Here is a 17,754-nt window from a genome sequence, read left to right on the forward strand (position 1 = left end):
TTACTCCCCTTTGCCGCTGGAAGCCTGGTCAGCTGCTTTTGCGGGAGCCGGGTTCTTTGCGCCAACGTTAGTCGCTTCACTCACTTTGACTTCAACGCCAGGTTTGACGTATTGCAACCCTTCGGTGATCAGTCGATCGCCGGCTTTCAGACCGTCTTCGATCAGCCATTGGCTGCCCACAGTGCGGCTGGCCTTGAGCTGACGCAGTTCGACCTTGTTGTCCGGACCGACGACCAACGCGGTCGGGCTGCCTTTGAGGTCGCGGGTCACACCTTGTTGCGGCGCGAGGATCGCCGCGCTGTTCACGCCGGATTGCAGTTGGGCGTGAACGAACATGCCTGGCAACAGGGTGTGATCAGGGTTCGGGAACACCGCACGCAAGGTCACGGAACCGGTGGTCTGGTCAACCGAGACTTCGGAGAACTCGAGCTTGCCCGGTTGTTTGTACTCGCTGCCGTCTTCGAGGGTCAGCTTGACCGCTGCGGCGGTGTCGCCAGCCTTTTGCAGGCGACCGCTTTCCAGTTCGCGGCGCAGTTCAAGCAGCTCCACGGAAGACTGGGTCACGTCGACGTAGATCGGGTCGAGCTGGTGAATCACGGCCATGGCGTCGACCTGGCCGCTGGTCACCAGCGCGCCTTCGGTCACCGTAGAACGGCCGATACGGCCAGAGATCGGTGCGTACACCTTGGTGTAGCGCACATTGATCTGGGCGCTTTGCAGGGTCGCTTCCGCCTGCAGCCGGTTGGCCAGGGCCGTGTCGTATTCCTGGCGGCTGACAGCCTGCTCTTTGACCAGTTGCTGGTAGCGATCCGAGATCGACTTGGTCTGTTGCAGGTTGGCCTGGGCACTTTTCAGGGTGGCTTCATAAAGGGCTGGATCGATCTGATACAGCTGCTGGCCGACCTTGACGTCGCCGCCTTCCTTGAACAGGCGCTTGAGAATGATGCCGTTGACCTGAGGGCGAACCTCGGCGATGCGGAACGCGCTGGTGCGGCCCGGAAGCTCGGACGTCAGGGTGAAGGCTTGGGATTGCAGGGTTACGACGCCGACCTGAGGGGGCGGTGCGACAGGCGCGGCCTCTTCCTTTTTGCATCCGCTAAGCAGTGTTGCCAAGGCGACGGCGGTGACCAGAGCGGTAACAGCTGGCTTGAATTGCATGAAAATCCTCGGGTCAGGCGCGCACAGTGCGCACTAGAAAGGTGGAAGGGTAAAAATTCTGCGCTGGGTGGATAAGTAGCTTGCTAAGTAATATACTTACGTTCATGGTTGTTTGTAAATAGCTGAACCGTGTCACCTTGACGTTACAAAAATTATTCGAAGGTTCGAATTGTAGGCCGGGGACGACGCCTGAGAGCGTTCGCCCCCCTTTTATTCAGCTGATATTCAGACATCGCTGAAGCCCTGATCGAGGTTGTACTGCCATGGTCCGTCGTACCAAAGAGGAAGCTCAAGAAACCCGTAGCCAGATACTCGAAGCGGCCGAAAAAGCCTTTTTCGAGCGGGGCGTGGCGCGCACGACACTGGCGGAAATCGCGACCCTGGCCGGCGTCACGCGCGGGGCCATCTATTGGCATTTCAGCAACAAGGCGGCCGTGGTGCAGGCCATGCTCGACACCTTGCATGAGCCGCTGGATGAAATGGCCAAGGCCAGTGAAAATGCAGATGAACCCGACCCGCTGGGCTGCATGCGCAAGCTGCTGATTCATTTGTTTCATCAAGTTGCTCTGGACCCGAAAACCCGGCGCCTCAATGAGATTCTGTTTCATAAGTGCGAATTCACCGATGAAATGTGCGACCTGCGTCAGCAGCGCCGCGTGGCCAGTCTCGATTGCAATGTGCGCATCGCCCTGGCCCTGAGTAATGCAGTGAATCGGGGACAGTTGCCGGAAAATCTCGACACCTCCCGCGCCGCCGTCAGCCTGCATGCGTACATCGATGGCATCCTGTACCAGTGGCTGTTGGCACCCGACAGTTTTGAACTGCACGCCGAAGCCGAGCGTTGGGTCGATACAGGTTTGGACATGCTGCGCTTGAGCCCAAGCCTGTGCAAATAAAACAAAATGAATAAATGCATCCGGTTCTGACAAGGCTCGACAGGGCTGAAGCTCGGTTCTTTGCTCGCGTTGTCGCAACGGGATGCTTTTATATACGCAGGCGCTTGCGGTTGACAGCTGGCGAGCCCTGTATTTTGTAGGGATTTTGTATCGAGTGTTTAAGTGAGTCTGGCTTCGGCGTGATCGGCATTGCGCTGATTGGCCTCAGTGCTCTTGCTGTTGCCTGGATCCAGCGCACGTGCGGCAAGGATCAGAATATCAGGCCCATTCGCCGTTCGTAACCGATCCGGCCCTTGTAGGCTTCGCCGCTGTCGACCCAGCCGAATGTGGCGTATAGCGCGATGGCCGCTTCGTTGTCGGCATCCACTGACAACTCCAGTCCCTTTATTTCCGGCCAGGCCTGGCGCGCCACCTCGGGCAGGGCGTGCAGGCAGGCCTTGCCATAGCCTTTGCCCTGAGCGCGGCGATCCACTTGCAAGGCATGCAGGGTCGCGCTGTGTTCGTCGGCCCATGCCGGCAGCACCGGCGGGCGTTTGAGCAGCAGAAAGGCGACGGGAATATCCTCGGCCAGCAGGGCAAATCCCTTGACGCCGGGGCCGGGCCTGGACAGCAAGGTGTGCAGCGCACCGTAGATGTCGCCGCAGAACCTGATCTGTTCTTTGTGAACTTCAATGGCCTCGACCTGCCGGCGCTGGAGCGCGTTGAGGCTTTCGTAAGGCACGAGTCTGGCTGTCACTGGAGTATCCTTTTTCCATCACCGATAGGTTTCGGATTCTAACGAGTTTGCGCTGATCGATTATTTTTATTTCGGTTGTCGATTTGGCGTTTTGCCAGACGACAAAGGGTGTCTTCACCACAAAAACCACGGAGAACCACCATGAACGCTACCCACGAGATCCAGACCCTGATCGACACCTACCGTCAGGCGGTCATCGCCAAGGATGTCGAGAAAATCATGGCCCTGTATGCCGACGACATCGTCTCCTACGACGCGGTCAAGGCCCTGCAATTCCGGGGCAAGGCGGCCTATCGCGCGCATTGGCTGGAGTGCATGGAGATGTGCCAGGGCGCGCACACGTTTGACTTCGACCAGATGAACATCGTGGCGGACGAGCACATCGCCTTCGCCCATTGGCTGGCCCATTGCGGTGGCACCAATGACAAGGGTGAAACCCAGGCCTGCTGGATGCGCGTGACCGCCTGTTACCGGCGCGAGGCCGGACAATGGCGCATCGTCCACGAACACTGGTCAGCCCCGTTCGACATGATGAGCGGCACTGCACTGTTCAATCTGGAGCCCTGATCGGCGGGCGGTTGATCGGCAAACAGCGCCCAAACGCCAATCGGCAGCCATAGTTGATCCGTTCGATTAGGGTAGAGCCTCAAGAAATGGAGAGCGTCCATGAAATATCTATGCCTGGTCTACAGCAGCGAACTCGAGTTGCATTCGCTTCCCGACAGTCCGAAAGACGCCGAATGTATGGCCTACGCCGAGTCGATCCAGGGCAGTGGCCGGATGCTCGCGGCCGAAGCGCTGGAGTCGGTGCAGACCGCGACCACCGTGCGCATGCGCAACGGGAAAATGTCGATCACCGACGGCCCGTTCGCCGAAACCAAGGAGCAGTTGGCCGGCTTTTACCTGATCGAAGCCAAGGACCTCAATGAAGCCCTGCAGGTCGCCGGCAACATCCCGGCGGCCCGGGTGGGCTGTGTCGAGGTGCGCCCCGTTCGCCAGTTGAATCCCTGAACCACCATCGAAAACAGGAGATCTGCATGAGCCCGCAACCTTGTAGCAAGCAACCTGCCGAATTCGAGTCAGCGATGACCGAAGGCCTGTCGGACTGATGCCTGACGTCGCGGTTACGGCGCGGGTCGAGCAGGTCTACCGTGAAGACTCACGGCGGATCCTGGCGACCCTGATCCGCTTGCTTGGCGATTTCGATCTGGCCGAAGAGGCCTTGCACGAGGCGTTTTTCGTCGCGGTCGAGCGCTGGCAGCGTGACGGTGTGCCGGGCAATCCGCGGGCCTGGCTGGTGTCCACCGGGCGCTTCAAGGCCATTGACGGGTTGCGTCGGCGCGCGCGTTTCAACGCGTCCCGGCCGCTGTTGATCGCGCAACTGGAGGCGCTGGAGCAGGCCGACTGGAGTGACGAAGACGTGGAAGACGATCGCCTGCGCCTGATCTTTACCTGCTGCCACCCGGCACTGGCGGCGGACGCCCAAGTGCCGTTGACCCTGCGGGAAGTCTGCGACCTGACCACCGAAGAAATCGCCCGGGCCTTCCTTTCGGCGCCGGCCACCATTGCCCAACGCATCGTGCGCGCCAAAGCGAAAATCCGTGACGCGAACATTCCCTATCAAGTGCCGACCCTGACCGAATTGCCCGAACGCCTCGACAGCGTGCTGCGGGTGATTTACCTGGTGTTCAACGAAGGTTACTCGGCGTCCGTCGGCGCCGAATTGACCCGCGAGGATTTGACCCGTGAAGCGATACGGCTCGGCCGGTTGCTGGCCGAGTTGCTGCCGGAACCGGAGGTGATGGGCCTGCTGGCGTTGATGCTGTTGCACGAGTCGCGGCGCCTGGCCAGGACCTCGGCGAGTGGCGAGCTGATTGTGCTGGATGAGCAGGATCGTTCGCTGTGGGATGCCGAGCTGATCGCCGAAGGTTGCGCGCTGGTGGAGCGGGCATTGACCACCCGGCGTTTCGGGCCTTATTGCCTGCAGGCGGCGATCGCGGCGGTGCATGCCGAAGCGCCGACGGCGGGGGAGACGGATTGGCCACAGATTGTCGGTCTGTATGACGTGCTGTTGCAGGCCATGCCGTCACCGGTGATCGAGCTGAACCGGGCCGCGGCACTGGCCAAGCGGGATGGACCGTTGGCGGGATTGACCTTGATTGAAGGGATTTTGCAGCGCGGCGAGCTGCTGGATTACCACTTGGCGCATTCGGCGCGGGCGGAATTTTGTCGGCAGTTGGGGCGGGTGGATGAGGCGCGGGCGGCTTATCGGCGGGCGTTGGAGTTGACGCAGCAAGTGCCGGAGCGGCGGTTTATCGAGGGGCGGCTCAAGGCGTTGGGTGTGAAGTGATCTTGAGGGCCTCTTCGCGAGCAAGCTCGCTCCCACATTATTTGACCGGGTTTTGCCTGGAGAGTGGGGTCCAATGTGGGGGGATGTGATCTGGAGGGCCTCTTCGCGGGCAAGCCTCGCTCCTACAGGTTCGAGTCGAATCGGGATTATATGATCGACTCGAACCTGTAGGAGCGAGGCTTGCCCGCGAATGGCCACGCCGCTATTCCAGCATCTTGTCGATCAACCAGCTCCCCGCCGGCCCCGGCGGATTCAACCGCGACCACAGCGCATCCACCGACACGGTCTTCGGCCAACCACGCACCTGAAGCTCCTGCAACGACCCCGCGCCAAAGCGTTCCACCAACCACCGGGGCAGCGGCGCCCAGCCGAAGCCGCCCTGGGCCATTTCCAGCAGCATCAGGTAGCTCGGCGCCGACCAGACGCGCCCCATTGCCCGGCTTTCATAGGGATTGACGATGGTCGCCAGGCGCAGTTCGCGATGCTGGCGCAGCACGTCCTGATCCACCTTTGCCAAAGCCGCCAACGGATGTCCGGGGGCTACAAACAGCGCGATTGCCGTGCGTTCGTCCACCGTCGAACTGGCCAGGTCCGGTGGGTAGCTGGCTTGCTGCTCGGCGAAGGCGACATGGGCTCGACCGCTTTGCACCAGCGCCACCAGGTCATCGCATTCGGCAATCAGGCATTCGAGCTCCAGGTCCGGATAACGCTGTTCGAAGCTACTCAGTGCCGCTTCGAATCGGTCGGACTGGTAGGTGTCGGACAGCGCCACCGTCAGTTTCGCCTCGACCCCTTGGGACAATTGGCTGGCGGTCATTTCCAGGCGGCTGGTGGCCGCCAGTATCGCCTCGGCCCGCTGTAATACCACGTGCCCGGCCGGCGTCAGGCCGGGCTTGCGACTGCTGCGATCGAACAAGGTCAGGTTCAGGTCGATTTCCAGGCTGGCCACTGCCGCGCTGATGGTCGACTGACTGCGGCCAAGCTTGCGCGCCGCCGCAGAGAACGAGCCTTGCGTCGCCGCTTGGACGAAGGCCAGCAACACTTCGTGAGAAGCCATGAACTATCGCCCTGATCGATGGTTATTGGTTATGAAGTATCGATGCGATGACGGACCATGGCAACCACAGTCACCCAGGGAGTCTGGCCATGAACGCCAATAAATCCATCACTGAACGTATTTTCCAGGCCATTGGTTTTGAACTGCTGGCGGTGCTGATCTGCACCCCGTTGCTCGCCTGGGTCATGGACAAACCGATGCTGGAAATGGGCGTGGCGACCATGGCGATCGCAGGGCTGGCCCTCGCCTGGAACGTGGTCTTCAACGGCTTGTTCGATCGCGCGCTCAAACGTTTTGCCCTTGTGCGTAACGCCTGGGTGCGCGTCGTGCATGCGCTGCTGTTTGAAGGTGGCCTGGTCGCCGTCGGCGTGCCGCTGATTGCCTGGTGGCTGAATATCAGCCTGTGGCAGGCGTTCCTGCTGGACATTGGTGTATTGCTGTTTTTCCTGCCGTATACCTACCTTTATCACTGGGCCTATGACGTGGTGCGTGAGCGGCTGGTAATGCGCACGTCTTACGAAGGCTAAAAGCAAAGATCGTCCGAACGCGGCCCGAACCTGCGGCAGCGCCTACACCGACCGGGAACAACCACAATGGCGGATATACCCGATTCCTTGTAGGAGCTGTCGAGTGAAACGAGGCGGCGATCTTTTGATCTTAATAATCCTGCCGCTTGCGAAATGCCCAACGCCCGGCGATCACGGTAAAGGTCGCGACCAATGCCACCAGGATCCAGAACCCCTCAGGGTCACCGGACAGCGGTACTCCACCGACGTTCATGCCAAAGAACCCGGCAATGATGTTGATCGGCAGCGCCAGCACCGTGACCACGGTCAGGGTGAACAAGGTGCAGTTGCTCTGTTCATTGAGGTTGGCGGCGATTTCTTCCTGCAACAGCTTGATCCGCTCCCCCAGTGCCGTGAGGTCGTTGATGATCAGCGCAAACTCCTCGGTGGACTTGCGCAACTCCTTCACGTCCTCTTTCTGCAACCACTGCGGCGGCCGATTCAGCAACCGCAGCAACGAGCCCGGTTCCAGCGCCAGCAGACGTTGCAGGCGCACCAGCACCCGGCGATTGGCGCCCAGCTCAGCCCGGTTGGTCGACAGCCGGGACGACAGCAACTCATCCTCGATCTGGTCGACACTGAGGCTGGTCCTGCGCACGATCTGCGTCAGTACTTCGCCCTGATCGCGCAGTAAATGCACCAGCAATTCCAGCGGCGAGCGAAAGCACTCGCCGGCCTTCACCGACGAGCGCAATTTATCCACCAAGTGCAGCGGTTGCAGGCGCGCGCTGATGAGCAGCCGGCTGCGGGCGCAGACCCACAGCGTCGACACATCGGACGAAGCCATGCTGCTGAGGTTGAATACCACATCGTTGACCACCGCCAGCAACGCCGAATCGACGTGCTCGATACGGGTCGAACGCGAACCTTCATGCAGTGCTTCAAAAAACTCTTCGGGCAATTCCAGATGATTTTTCATCCAGCGCTCGCACGCGGCATGGGCGAGGTTGAGGTGCAGCCAGAGAAATTCATCGCTGTCGTCCGGTTGTTGCAGGCACTGCAAAGCCCTGGCCGAATCGATTTCCCGACCCCGTTCGCCGGGGCGAAAACTGAAACCGTACAGCAGACCGAACAGGTCCGGGTCGCGATGACTTTGGTCGATGCTGTGGTTCATGGAGGCTCGCTGTGCGGAGGCGCCTGTCGCGGGTTTCACAGGTTCACTTGAGCCGCATCATCGCAAGGCTGTTTGACGGTTTTGTGACGGTTCTTAACGGCGAGTGGGCAGGCTGAAGGTAAAGATCGTGCCCTGTTCAGCGTTGGAGGCCACGTCCAGTTTCCCCCCATGGGACTTTGCGATCTCGCTGGCGATGTACAAGCCCAACCCGAGGCCGGCCTGCGGTGTATCGCGGGTTGGTCGCGAATAGGGTTTGAACAGGTGCGGCAACACCTGCTCGGCAATCTGTCCCTGATTTTTTACGCTTAGCACAAAGGTTCCTTGAGCGATCCGCGCGCTGACCTCTACCGAACTTGCGGGATCGCCATGGTTGACAGCGTTGGCCACCAGGTTGGAGGCCAATTGCGTGACACGCTCGCGATCGCAATGCACACCGCGCAAGTCGCCGATGGACGACACAATACTGCGATCGGGGTACACGCTCTGGATTTCAGCAATCACATGCCGTAATGCCTCTTCCAGATCCGGGCACGGCTCGATGTTCACCGGGATGCCCTTGCCCGTGGAGCCTCGAGTGAAGTCCAGCACGTCATTGACCAGTTTGGTCGCGCGACGGGCGCTGGTGAGGATGTGGCGCACCAGCTTGTCGCTGGCCGGGTCGGGACATTTACGCAGGAGCATTTCCGCGCCGACGCTGATGGCAAACAAGGGGTTGCGCAAGTCATGCCCGAGCACGGCGATGAACTGCTCGCGCAGTTCGCCGGTTTCCTGCTCCTGCATCAGGGCCGCTTCGGTCTGTTGCTGGTTTTCTTCGGATTCGATCTGCAGCGCCAGCATCCGCGCAAACGATTCCATGGTGCTCTGGATCGTGCTGGAGGTGAGCGGTGCCGGGTTGGGATCGAGGGCGCAGATGGTGCCGAAGAAACGCCCGTCGGTGCGAAAAATCGGCACGGCAATGTAGCTTTCGAATTGATACAGGCGCGGCGTATGGTGGTCGCGGTACAGCGGGTCGTCACTGGCCTTATCGATCACCACGGCGTGGTGGGCCTGACGAATTTCGTGGCACAGGGTAGTCGTCACCTCCAGCTCGCCACCGACCTGCAGGCCGAAACCCAGTTGATCGAGCACCGCACAGGCGGTCCAGGAATCTTCGGTGACCCGGGCCACTGCGGCAAAGCGCAGGCCGGTCATTTCGCGGATCACCTGAAGCATGGCGGGCACTGCGCTGATCCGGCCGATGGTGGCAATGTCTGCTGCCGCTGTCTGACCCATGTACGTTGTTCTCGCTGCAAGATGCCGAGGGGGGTCGAGGAATTCTAGCGGGCTGGCGCGAGGTTGGCGTCACTTGATTCATGGCGTTCGGGATCAGCTGATGCAGGATGCAAAAAAGCCGCACGACCCGAAAGGCGTGCGGCTTTTTGATCTGTGCATCAGGTGTCTTGTTTGTTGCTCAGTACTTTGCCAGTGGCGGCATCGAAATCCACGTCCCATTCAACGCCTTCAACTGTGCGCAGTTCGACTTCGTACTCGTAGCCGTTGAAGTGGTTGTCCAGGTCAGTGTCAGTGATGGTCGCACCCGGGTGCAATTTCAGGGCGGCCTGGTTCAGTTCTTCCAATGGCTTGATCTTGCCGCTCTTGACCAGCTCAGGGATTTGGTCGACGCGAACATCGGCCTGGGCCAGGCCCGCGGTGAGGGTCAGGGCAGCAGCGGTGAACAAGGCAGTCAGGGTGTTCATGGGATTCTTTCCTTGGATGATCTGTTTAAGTGGGATCAGATTAACTGTGGCAACTTAATTCACCCTTAATTCCTAAAACCGCCCGTAGGAGCGAGGCTTGCCCGCGAAGCAGACACCTCGGTCCCAAATCAATACCCATTGTTCTGCAACAACTGCGCAACACTAGCCGCCGCCGGCCGCTTATAGAACTTAAGCAGTTCACTGGCGCGATTAGTGAAGATGCCATCAACCCCGGCGTCCATGACTTTCTGATAATCCACTGCATCGTCGACAGTGTAGACATGCACCAGCAACCCCTGATCATGGGTGAACTGGTTCATCCACGGCTGCACCAGGTCCGAATAGCTCTGATCACCCCCCTGGGTCAGCCTGGCAGAAGGGCCGGTGCCGATCGCGCCCTGGGCTTTGGCGTATTCGACCCAGCGCTGGTATTCGGCCTTGTCCTTCGGTTGCTGTTTGGCATAGAACGTCGCTTTGTCCTTGTCGCCGGACTCGGCAAAGGTCACCTTGGACTTTGGCTCGATACTGCCTTCGCCGACCCACAACAGCAGGATCTTCGGCACTTGCGGCATTTCCTTTTCCAGCAATTCGAGGCTGCCCTTTTCAAACGTTTGCAACACCACCTTGCCTTTACCCTGGCCGACCGCCAGTTCGCTTTTCGCCAGTTTCGACCCTGTCGGACTCAACCAGCCGCGATCCTGGAGTTTCTCCTTGAGGTCGCGTTCGAGCCCGGGAAACTGCTTCGGTTCTTTGGTTTCGATGTACAGGCCCGGCTTGTGCAGCGGATTGCTCTGGGCGATGTCGATGATCTCGTCCAGGGTCAGGATTTTCAGCCCCGCATAGGCAGGACGGGCGCGATCCGGGTAAGCGCTGTTGAACCAGCTGCCGGCATCGAGGGTTTTCAGCTCCGCAAGGGTGAACGCGTTGGCCGGGCTGTCCTTGCGCTCCGGAAACTTGATGGCGACGTCGGTGGTGCGTTGCAGGTTGTCGTCGTGCAAGGCGAACAGCACGCCGTCCTTGCTGCGCTGCAAGTCCAGCTCCAGGTAGTCGGCGCCCAGATCGCGAGCCAGTTTGTAGGCCGGGGCAGTGGATTCCGGTGCATCGAAGGACGCGCCGCGGTGCGCGATCACCGCCGGATGCGGGATGCCCAGGCGGGTCGCCAGTGCGGTGGGGCTTGGTTCGCTGGCGGCCTGCGCCGGGCCGAGGCCGAGCAGCACACTGAGCAGCAGGGCGCTTTGGGTGAAGGTGACAGGCATGGGTCGAGGTCCTTTCGCAGTTTTTCAAAGAACTCCCTTTTAACAACTGAGGGCTGGCCGCGCTATCGCGAGACCGACATAAACCTGTGTAAAGTCCAATTTTTCCGCGCTTTTGTGCGGTTCCTTGCAGTACGCTTGACCCCGACAGATTCCCCGGCAGAGGGAAAACCGTTCACTTGCCCTGCGTGTAAACCATCGATCACCGGTCCTTCGCGACCCTTTGTGAGGTTTATCATGCGCATCACTTCCCAGTTCATCTGCCAGGCTGCCGACCAACTCAAAGGCTTCGTCGGCCTCAATCGCAAGACCGGCCAGTACATCGTTCGCTTCAGTGAAGACGCGTTCGGCATGGACGTGGCGGATGACGGCATTATTCCGGTGAGCGAGTTCGTCTGGGCACCCGGTCCGGAGCAGGCCATGACGCTTAAACGCGAGTTGATTCAGTTGTTGCTGGATCAGAACATCAATGACCAGATCAACATAACCGAGCCGTTGCGGGTGTATATGAATCGGCGGGAAGTGCCGGAGATTTCGGCGGTGCGCAGTCTTGTGCATGGCTGAATTTTGCGGTGATGGTGATGGCCTATTCGCGAGCAGGCTCGCTCCCACAGGGGATTTTCTGGGTACGCAAAATCCAAGACCGATCGGAATCCATAGATGTGTGCGAGCCAGCTCGCGAATGCGGCCCGAAGAGCAGCACATCATCTACTGTTTGAACGCATACCCCCGCTCAACCCTGCACACTCGCATATGACACGCCGAATACCAAATCGAGCGCCCACGCTCATGAATTGCACTGTGCTCGGGATGAAGCTTCCACGGAGACGACCACTACCCTGGGCGGCAAAACGAACAACCATGGCTTAAAGCAGCCGTAGGCGCTCGACGATGTCGCCGTTTTTCAGATGTGAATCAACGATTTCCTCAATATCCCCGGGCTCGACGTAGCGATACCAGATGCCTTCGGGATAAATCACCACCACAGGCCCTTCTGCACAACGGTTCAGGCAACCGGCCTGGTTGACCCGCACCTTTCCCTGACCGTTCAGCCCATAACTGGCGACGAGCGACTTGCACTGCTCATAGCCGCTTTTACCCTGGCGTTGCGCACAGCAATCGCGGTTGTTGTCACGCTGGTTCACGCAGAAAAATATATGCCGCTGGTAGCGCGAGGGTGTTTCTTGCGTCTTATTTTTATCAGTCATTGATCAGTCCTGCTGAAATAAAAGCTCTGGGCTTACAAGGAGAAACGCTCGAACGGTGCTGAGCATGGCTTGCCGAAACAGATCTGCAGGTCACCTTTGGCGGGGCTCATGACGAGTGCCGAGACGGTTTTCCCCTGTTTGAATTCGCGCCCGTGAGCGCAGATGGAAGCCGGGCTATTGGTGTGGTCGGCTAATAAAATCCTGGCCCGAGCGATGTCCAATCGCGGATCGTGGGACAAGGCGCTGTCGAGCACCTGAGTCCGCAGATAGGTGGTGGACTGCGACGACACCTGCTCCTCGCCGGTAAAGTCCGGGTGGAGGAAGTGGTTGCAGTGGGTCAGCACCGAGCCTTCGAGCACCCGATGCCCGAGTACCGTCATCTCCACGATAAGCAAGCGCCCCCCCTGCGCCAACGTCAAGCTGCGCGAGGAGGCACGGGGTATCCGTACTATTTCTTCAAGACAAGCCTCAATCGAGGTTTTGCCCAGCAGTTGGCGCACTAACAGGTAAGGCGGTACGCCCACTCGCCATACTCCACCGATCACCATATTGATACCCACCGCCAAACCGTGACTGTTGATGCCTGCATACCCCAGTAAACCGGTATAGGCCCACATCAAGATGTCCCCTGCGTGCTCAGTTGCCCCTCGATAACGCAGGGCGCAGAGGTAGTCGCGCAGATCACCGGACAAATCGATCGTCTGCGCGATCGTGCCCCCCTCTTCTGGATCAATGAACGCCAAAGTGGTGCAGTCTTCGCCCCAGCCTGTCAGCTCTCGGCGGATTTGCAGCAGCATGGCTTGCTCTGGGGTGATATCAGCGCCTCTGGCCAGCCCCAGCACCTCTTGGCCGAGGCCGGGCAGATGGTCGTGAAGCACCGCCAGAAACTGGCGACTGATGCCCATTACCTCTTCCTGCGCCAACGGTACGCGCCTGAGGCGGTTGACCTGCGCCAAGCCATCATCGAGGAAGAGTCGGATTAGGTCCCGGGCAGCGAAGCCATACGCTTCGCCACGCCGTCCGGGGTCGGTTTCGCAGATTTCATAGACAGCCATTGCTCGTCACCTTTTGCACGAGGCATTGCAACCGAGGGGTGGTCGACACGGGATATCAGGCCGGCAGGGCCGTCATACCCGCCGATATGACAGCGGTATTGAGGCGCAACTCGATCATGTCGCCAAAAACCACCGTTGCCTTGTCACACAGCGGCATCAGCAGCGCGGAGAACTCCCCAGCCTTGGGGGCAACGGTCTGGAAACCGGGGACGGAGTTCACTTCCAGAATCTTCAGTCCCTCGGCGGTTTCAATCAGATCGACGCCCGCCATTGCGGCATTGAAGGCGCGGGCAGCGCGTTCGGCCAGTTGATAGGCCTCATCAGGCAACGGCTCGGACATGACGATCTTGGCGCCCACTGCGATATTGCTCAGGAATGCACCCGGCTGGGCATACCGGTAGAAGCCAAAGACCGGTTTGAAGTCCGCACACTGCACTCGGATATCCCGTCCGGGCTTGTCGACAAACTGCTGAAAATACAAGGGAGCCTGTGAGTCAGTTGCACTGGCCAACACTTCAAGCACCTCGGCTTCGCTATAGAGCGGTCGCACCCCTTCACCTTTAGAGCCGTTATCGGGCTTGAACACCAGGGGCAAGCCCAGCGCTTCGACAATGCAGCGCACCGGGGTATCGCGCCCACAAATAAGCGCCGGGACATGGGGTAAGTTGTGCCTGACCAGCAAGGCCGAGTTCATGGCCTTTGATTGCATCGCTTCCAGGGTCGGCCCATCGTTTATCACGGTGTACCCTAGTTGCTTGAACATTTTGAGCAGAAAATTGCCGTAGTGGCCCTCCATCCCCGACGTCCAGCCCACCACTAGCGCGGGCTTGAGCGGTGCGCCCTCGTACCAAAGCTGCAGTTCCTGGCCTTCGGCCTTCACTTGTATCTGAGCGGGGCGTAACACCAGAACCTCTAGCTCACGGCGCAGGAGATCTTCATGCAGGCAACGCACATCGCGCGTCCACTCACGGCAAAGGATCAACACGGGATTATTCATCGATTGAGGTCCTTTTAATCATTGCTAGGGTCATCCAGTCAAGAGCGGCCAGGGTGCCGTGCTCACAGAAGTTGATTTCCTGGCCGGCGGTAAACAGGGCCGGAGATTTTACGCAGTAAAGGCGCATCTGGCCGGGATCCTCCTCTCCAACGGCCACCACATGGGAGCGGTTGCCGACTTGGCGGGTATTGACGAAAGCCTGGACGGACTCATGGGCTAGAATGCAGTACATGATCATTCGCTAAACAGTTCTGTTACGCTGGGGAACGCCCGCGAATAGGCTTCCGCGTACTGAATCGGCCGCGTCGATCGCCGGCCCGCCTGGGCGCCGCGCTGCAAGGCAACACGCTCGTAGTAATCCCAGACCCCTTTTTGCGAGGCAATGGCTTCAAATGTACGTCGTTTAATCGACCACACAGGGGTGATATCGAGAAACAGGTCCGCCTTGAAGTCGCTCTGTTCCGGTTGATGAGGCTCGAAATAGTAGACGTTGGGTGGGGTGATGGTGTCAGCGCCGTAACCGGGCGCCGTCGCCAGGACCCGAGCCTGCATGACGCAGGCGCTGACGTTGACGTGATCGGCATTGCCCGGGTCGACCGGTGGATGGGTCAATACGATAGCTGGGCGAAAGCTGCGCATCCGTTGTGCCAGGGCCAGGGTGTCCTTTGTCTCGAGGACCAGCGGGTAATCGGCCAGGCCGAGCATGTGCAGTTGCACGCCAAGGACATCGGCGGCGCGGTGAGCTTCCTCCAAGCGGATGGCGGCCACGCTCTCGAGCGTGGCACCGGGCTGTTTCCACAACGCACCGGCTTCACCTTTGGAACCGAGCGAACAACACACGACCTCGACATTCCACCCTGCGGCCAAGTGCGCGGCGATTGCCCCGGCCGAGCGCCAGACGAAATCCCCGGGATGAGCCACGACCACCAGGAGGTTTTTGTTTTCTACATTCATCACTCTCACCTGCTCACGATAATTTCGGTTACTGGGGTTTTAGTGCCGTCGCGGTAAAAACCTCCCGCGACATCCGGCTTTCTCGTACACGCAGCCTGCGCTCGACCGTGATCAGCAGCACGATGACGCCCAGACCCATGGCCGCCACTAGCACTGCCATCACCCAGGAAGGAACAAAGGGGGCGAGGGCTACGCTGGCGGCACCGAGAATCAGTGCCAGGCGAAAATCGAAGGCGCGCACAGCGGCATAACGGCTGCGGGCCTGCGGCGGAGCAATACGAGCAATCAAGGCCATCTTGGCCGGCGCATAAAGGAGTTCGCCCAGGGTGTAGAGCGCCATGGCGGCGATCAATGTCCAGGCATCGTTGCTGACCATGAGCACCACAAACCCTGCCGTGGCGATGACGGGACCGATCACATAGAGCAGCAATGGTGGAATGTCCTTGGTCAGCTTCTGTGCCAGATGGGTAAGGCACACGGCAATGACGTTGGTTTCCAACCGCAGGATGCCGAACATCACCACGCCGGTGATCACGGGCTGCCAATCATCCAGGCTCCACAGCGTTTGCGTACCGAACTCACGACTCAAGCGGACTGCCACGTAGTAGGCCAACTGCACCGCGATGCCGAAGTTCAGGGTCGTGGCAATGACGTAGGTCAGCATCAGCCGGTCTTGCAGGACCGCCCGATATTCACTGAGCATTTCGACAAAACGAACGGGGCGTCGGGTGTCCAGCCGTGCGGTCTCTTCCAGGTGAAAGGCGACGACCCAGGCGCCGGCGGTCGCGAGCAACGCGGTCATTGCTACGACAGCGGCAAAGTCGAGCTCGTACAGCAACACCCCGGCCACCGTGCCTACGCCACGCGCCATATTGGTAATCCAGTAGAGGTAGGCATACACCCGGCGTAAATCCCCCGGGGGTACCGCATCGAGCACCAGGGCCTCGCTGACTGGCACGCTGATACCGTTGCATACCAGCACCCATGCGTACAGGAACAGCAGTGCGTAACCCAGCACCGGAGTCTGTCCGCGATCCAGCAGCAATAGCCCGACCAGCATGAGCAAGGCGCCGGCCTTTATCAGTTCCATGGGCAATAACACCCTCCGACGCCCGCGAACGTCGGCAAAGTGGGCTCCCACCAAGCTGGCTGCACCGGCCAGCACCATCACGCCGACCAGCGCCGCCCCCACCGTGAACTCACCCAGGCGCTGGGACAGGTAGATGATAAAAAACGGCGCGACGGCTCCCTCGATGAACTTCTCTACAAAATGCAGGAACAACCTGATCTTGACGCTTTTACCCAGCGGACTGGTCATCGCTTTCCCTTGGTTCATAGGGCTGACGTCAACACCGAGATTTTTTGTCCGCCTTTGAACAGGTTTACGCGGTGCTTGGTGCTGGCCTTGGCGCCGTAGCCCACTACTTGGCCGTCGAAGACAAACGTATCCAGGCTCAAGTTACATTGGCGCACGAGACTCCAGTGCTGATCGTTGAACACCGGTAATTGCAGCGGAGCAATGTACTCTTGAAGAATGAACCCCTTGCCCAGGGCTCCCTCGACCTTTTGCGCCCACTGCGTAGCCGTGCAATCGAGGCCTACGGTGACGCCCTCGCCACGGACGTCATAAGGCTCCTTGATGACAAAATTGTGCCGCTGTTCAAGCGCCAAAGTGCCGATATCCAGGTCGCGCCCTTGCCACTGCACGGTCTTACCGGGCTCGAACTTGCTCGCCCAAGGCAGCATCTGGCGAATGAGCTGGTGTTCCTCGTCACTGAACAGGTGGGCAAACTGACGCTCCTGAAGCAATGACAAACAGCGCTTGTTCTCCGTGACCAGGCGAGCACCGAAATGATTAAGGTGACAGACATCGGCCTGGGCAAAAATCTGCTGCCACTTTTGCGCCTGCTCGGGAAAGTGCTTGAGGTAATTTTGCCAATAGACCGTGTTGATCTTGTTCCATATCACGTCGATTCGCCTCCCCGCCGCTCTGACGTGGGTCCCATCAAAGTCGATCTGCCGAGGGTCGAAGACCCGGGTAGGCAAGCCGGCTTCGCTGAAGGCCAGAGCCATTTCACGGCTTTCGACATTGGACTTGTCCTGCTCTTGCAAGATAACCATTTCGGCCTCGGCACCGCGTGAGGCAAATGACGCGAACAACGCCTGGGTCTGGCTGGGCTGATCAAATTGTCGGGACGCGATTCTTTCCTCCAGCGCACCGCTGCCCAAGGCTTTCCATGCACTGCGTACCAGGGCATTCAAGCGAGGCGTAAAGAGGATTCCAGCGGGTGAGTCGGTGTTGTGCTCCAGCAGTTTCAACGCGCCGCTGCACCGATCGACATAGCCGTCGAACCGACAGATTGTGATGTAGCGCTCCTGCTTCAAGGGCGTGCGGATAAACGCCCGGTCCATCTCTGAATGCTCGAGATATGCAGACATTGCCGGATGTTGCACACACAAGCCAATGGTCTTCTCCAGCACCTGAAGGTACTTCATGACGTTTTTTTGATGCTGCTGATCCCATTCGCGTTTTACCACCAGTGGCGTCAATGCCAAGGGATAGTCGATATTGCGAAACACCGGCGACCGTGCCTCCATCTGTGCAGCCTGGGCACACTTGTCTTGCTGCTGCCAGTCGAGCTCTTCGCCCAGTTGGGAATAATAGAGTGGCAAG

The 17,754-nt window shown here is 59.4% G+C and carries 20 protein-coding genes and 1 pseudogene; 6 read left to right on the top strand and 15 right to left on the bottom strand.

Annotated features, from left to right (window positions below; all coding sequences use genetic code 11):
- Positions 1-1,158: an efflux RND transporter periplasmic adaptor subunit gene (locus tag F8N80_RS13925; RefSeq protein WP_150746129.1), complete on the bottom strand. Its 1,158-nt coding sequence runs from the start codon at positions 1,156-1,158 to the stop codon at positions 1-3.
- Between the two features lie 263 nt (positions 1,159-1,421).
- On the opposite strand from F8N80_RS13925, the gene emhR reads away from it, so the two are divergent.
- On the top strand, positions 1,422-2,054 hold the full coding sequence (gene emhR / locus F8N80_RS13930) for an efflux system transcriptional repressor EmhR (protein WP_150746130.1): 633 nt from the start codon (positions 1,422-1,424) through the stop codon (positions 2,052-2,054).
- Positions 2,055-2,304: 250 nt separating this feature from the next.
- On the opposite strand, the gene F8N80_RS13935 is transcribed toward emhR, so the two are convergent.
- On the bottom strand, positions 2,305-2,790 hold the full coding sequence (locus F8N80_RS13935) for a GNAT family N-acetyltransferase (RefSeq protein WP_150746131.1): 486 nt from the start codon (positions 2,788-2,790) through the stop codon (positions 2,305-2,307).
- A 141-nt stretch (positions 2,791-2,931) separates the two neighbouring features.
- Here F8N80_RS13935 and F8N80_RS13940 point away from each other — a divergent pair, with 141 nt between their 5' ends.
- The 3 genes from F8N80_RS13940 (at position 2,932) to F8N80_RS13950 (ending at position 5,140) form a co-directional block, all read left to right on the top strand.
- Positions 2,932-3,357, top strand: coding sequence for a YybH family protein (locus tag F8N80_RS13940; protein WP_150746132.1), 426 nt, complete (start codon positions 2,932-2,934; stop codon positions 3,355-3,357).
- 99 nt (positions 3,358-3,456) lie between these two features.
- Entirely contained in the window at positions 3,457-3,801 is a 345-nt protein-coding gene (locus F8N80_RS13945; RefSeq protein WP_150746133.1) for a YciI family protein, read from the top strand.
- A gap of 97 nt (positions 3,802-3,898) precedes the next feature.
- Positions 3,899-5,140: an RNA polymerase sigma factor gene (locus F8N80_RS13950; RefSeq protein ID WP_150746134.1), complete on the top strand. Its 1,242-nt coding sequence runs from the start codon at positions 3,899-3,901 to the stop codon at positions 5,138-5,140.
- A 202-nt stretch (positions 5,141-5,342) separates the two neighbouring features.
- On the opposite strand, the gene F8N80_RS13955 is transcribed toward F8N80_RS13950, so the two are convergent.
- Entirely contained in the window at positions 5,343-6,197 is an 855-nt protein-coding gene (locus F8N80_RS13955) for a LysR family transcriptional regulator (RefSeq protein ID WP_150746135.1), read from the bottom strand.
- An 89-nt stretch (positions 6,198-6,286) separates the two neighbouring features.
- Between F8N80_RS13955 and F8N80_RS13960 the strand changes: the two genes are divergently transcribed.
- The gene (locus tag F8N80_RS13960; RefSeq protein ID WP_150746136.1) at positions 6,287-6,724 is read left to right on the top strand and encodes a multidrug/biocide efflux PACE transporter; all 438 of its coding nucleotides are present in this window, start codon (positions 6,287-6,289) and stop codon (positions 6,722-6,724) included.
- A gap of 130 nt (positions 6,725-6,854) precedes the next feature.
- Here F8N80_RS13960 and F8N80_RS13965 read toward each other — a convergent pair whose 3' ends face one another.
- From F8N80_RS13965 to F8N80_RS13980, 4 genes are all read right to left on the bottom strand, one after another.
- The gene (locus F8N80_RS13965; protein ID WP_150784040.1) at positions 6,855-7,877 is read right to left on the bottom strand and encodes a transporter; all 1,023 of its coding nucleotides are present in this window, start codon (positions 7,875-7,877) and stop codon (positions 6,855-6,857) included.
- A gap of 93 nt (positions 7,878-7,970) precedes the next feature.
- Complete coding sequence (locus tag F8N80_RS13970; protein WP_150746138.1) at positions 7,971-9,149, bottom strand: GAF domain-containing sensor histidine kinase; 1,179 nt, start codon at positions 9,147-9,149, stop codon at positions 7,971-7,973.
- A gap of 158 nt (positions 9,150-9,307) precedes the next feature.
- Positions 9,308-9,613 (bottom strand): PepSY domain-containing protein, encoded by a 306-nt coding sequence (locus F8N80_RS13975; protein ID WP_150784041.1) that lies wholly within the window; start codon positions 9,611-9,613, stop codon positions 9,308-9,310.
- A 128-nt stretch (positions 9,614-9,741) separates the two neighbouring features.
- Positions 9,742-10,869 (bottom strand): glycerophosphodiester phosphodiesterase, encoded by a 1,128-nt coding sequence (locus F8N80_RS13980; protein WP_150784042.1) that lies wholly within the window; start codon positions 10,867-10,869, stop codon positions 9,742-9,744.
- Positions 10,870-11,103: 234 nt separating this feature from the next.
- On the opposite strand from F8N80_RS13980, the gene F8N80_RS13985 reads away from it, so the two are divergent.
- Positions 11,104-11,430 (top strand): DUF2025 family protein, encoded by a 327-nt coding sequence (locus tag F8N80_RS13985; RefSeq protein ID WP_150746141.1) that lies wholly within the window; start codon positions 11,104-11,106, stop codon positions 11,428-11,430.
- 144 nt (positions 11,431-11,574) lie between these two features.
- Here the strand turns inward: F8N80_RS13985 and F8N80_RS31560 are convergent.
- The 8 genes and pseudogenes from F8N80_RS31560 to F8N80_RS14025 form a co-directional block, all read right to left on the bottom strand.
- Positions 11,575-11,688, bottom strand: a pseudogene (locus F8N80_RS31560) (antibiotic biosynthesis monooxygenase); the annotation flags it as partial.
- A 44-nt stretch (positions 11,689-11,732) separates the two neighbouring features.
- The gene (locus F8N80_RS13995; protein ID WP_150746142.1) at positions 11,733-12,074 is read right to left on the bottom strand and encodes a (2Fe-2S) ferredoxin domain-containing protein; all 342 of its coding nucleotides are present in this window, start codon (positions 12,072-12,074) and stop codon (positions 11,733-11,735) included.
- A 32-nt stretch (positions 12,075-12,106) separates the two neighbouring features.
- Complete coding sequence (locus tag F8N80_RS14000; RefSeq protein WP_150746143.1) at positions 12,107-13,129, bottom strand: C45 family autoproteolytic acyltransferase/hydolase; 1,023 nt, start codon at positions 13,127-13,129, stop codon at positions 12,107-12,109.
- A 55-nt stretch (positions 13,130-13,184) separates the two neighbouring features.
- Entirely contained in the window at positions 13,185-14,126 is a 942-nt protein-coding gene (locus tag F8N80_RS14005; RefSeq protein WP_150784043.1) for an ATP-grasp domain-containing protein, read from the bottom strand.
- The gene (locus tag F8N80_RS14010; protein ID WP_150784044.1) at positions 14,119-14,364 is read right to left on the bottom strand and encodes a hypothetical protein; all 246 of its coding nucleotides are present in this window, start codon (positions 14,362-14,364) and stop codon (positions 14,119-14,121) included. Before F8N80_RS14010 ends, F8N80_RS14005 begins: the two co-directional genes overlap by 8 nt.
- Positions 14,361-15,080: a PIG-L deacetylase family protein gene (locus F8N80_RS14015; protein WP_150746146.1), complete on the bottom strand. Its 720-nt coding sequence runs from the start codon at positions 15,078-15,080 to the stop codon at positions 14,361-14,363. The genes F8N80_RS14010 and F8N80_RS14015 overlap by 4 nt, the downstream gene beginning before the upstream one ends.
- Before the next feature lie 28 nt (positions 15,081-15,108).
- Positions 15,109-16,398 carry an MFS transporter gene (locus tag F8N80_RS14020; protein ID WP_191632921.1) on the bottom strand — a complete coding sequence of 430 codons (1,290 nt, stop codon included), beginning with the start codon at positions 16,396-16,398 and terminating at the stop codon, positions 15,109-15,111.
- A 14-nt stretch (positions 16,399-16,412) separates the two neighbouring features.
- Entirely contained in the window at positions 16,413-17,630 is a 1,218-nt protein-coding gene (locus tag F8N80_RS14025) for a glutathionylspermidine synthase family protein (RefSeq protein ID WP_191632922.1), read from the bottom strand.
- Positions 17,631-17,754: the final 124 nt, after the last annotated feature.

It is taken from the genome of Pseudomonas fluorescens (genome assembly GCF_902497995.1).
In the GTDB taxonomy this organism is placed as follows: Bacteria; Pseudomonadota; Gammaproteobacteria; order Pseudomonadales; family Pseudomonadaceae; genus Aquipseudomonas; species Aquipseudomonas fluorescens_BK.

What these genes read in the sequence shown, in the direction of transcription:
- F8N80_RS13925 (WP_150746129.1), bottom strand. Translation starts at nt 1,158, where the DNA reads ATGCAATTCAAGCCAGCTGTTACCGCTCTGGTCACCGCCGTCGCCTTG.
- emhR (WP_150746130.1), top strand. Translation starts at nt 1,422, where the DNA reads ATGGTCCGTCGTACCAAAGAGGAAGCTCAAGAAACCCGTAGCCAGATA.
- F8N80_RS13940 (WP_150746132.1), top strand. Translation starts at nt 2,932, where the DNA reads ATGAACGCTACCCACGAGATCCAGACCCTGATCGACACCTACCGTCAG.
- F8N80_RS13945 (WP_150746133.1), top strand. Translation starts at nt 3,457, where the DNA reads ATGAAATATCTATGCCTGGTCTACAGCAGCGAACTCGAGTTGCATTCG.
- F8N80_RS13950 (WP_150746134.1), top strand. Translation starts at nt 3,899, where the DNA reads ATGCCTGACGTCGCGGTTACGGCGCGGGTCGAGCAGGTCTACCGTGAA.
- F8N80_RS13955 (WP_150746135.1), bottom strand. Translation starts at nt 6,197, where the DNA reads ATGGCTTCTCACGAAGTGTTGCTGGCCTTCGTCCAAGCGGCGACGCAA.
- F8N80_RS13960 (WP_150746136.1), top strand. Translation starts at nt 6,287, where the DNA reads ATGAACGCCAATAAATCCATCACTGAACGTATTTTCCAGGCCATTGGT.
- F8N80_RS13965 (WP_150784040.1), bottom strand. Translation starts at nt 7,877, where the DNA reads ATGAACCACAGCATCGACCAAAGTCATCGCGACCCGGACCTGTTCGGT.
- F8N80_RS13970 (WP_150746138.1), bottom strand. Translation starts at nt 9,149, where the DNA reads ATGGGTCAGACAGCGGCAGCAGACATTGCCACCATCGGCCGGATCAGC.
- F8N80_RS13975 (WP_150784041.1), bottom strand. Translation starts at nt 9,613, where the DNA reads ATGAACACCCTGACTGCCTTGTTCACCGCTGCTGCCCTGACCCTCACC.
- F8N80_RS13980 (WP_150784042.1), bottom strand. Translation starts at nt 10,869, where the DNA reads ATGCCTGTCACCTTCACCCAAAGCGCCCTGCTGCTCAGTGTGCTGCTC.
- F8N80_RS13985 (WP_150746141.1), top strand. Translation starts at nt 11,104, where the DNA reads ATGCGCATCACTTCCCAGTTCATCTGCCAGGCTGCCGACCAACTCAAA.
- F8N80_RS13995 (WP_150746142.1), bottom strand. Translation starts at nt 12,074, where the DNA reads ATGACTGATAAAAATAAGACGCAAGAAACACCCTCGCGCTACCAGCGG.
- F8N80_RS14000 (WP_150746143.1), bottom strand. Translation starts at nt 13,129, where the DNA reads ATGGCTGTCTATGAAATCTGCGAAACCGACCCCGGACGGCGTGGCGAA.
- F8N80_RS14005 (WP_150784043.1), bottom strand. Translation starts at nt 14,126, where the DNA reads ATGAATAATCCCGTGTTGATCCTTTGCCGTGAGTGGACGCGCGATGTG.
- F8N80_RS14010 (WP_150784044.1), bottom strand. Translation starts at nt 14,364, where the DNA reads ATGATCATGTACTGCATTCTAGCCCATGAGTCCGTCCAGGCTTTCGTC.
- F8N80_RS14015 (WP_150746146.1), bottom strand. Translation starts at nt 15,080, where the DNA reads ATGAATGTAGAAAACAAAAACCTCCTGGTGGTCGTGGCTCATCCCGGG.
- F8N80_RS14020 (WP_191632921.1), bottom strand. Translation starts at nt 16,398, where the DNA reads ATGACCAGTCCGCTGGGTAAAAGCGTCAAGATCAGGTTGTTCCTGCAT.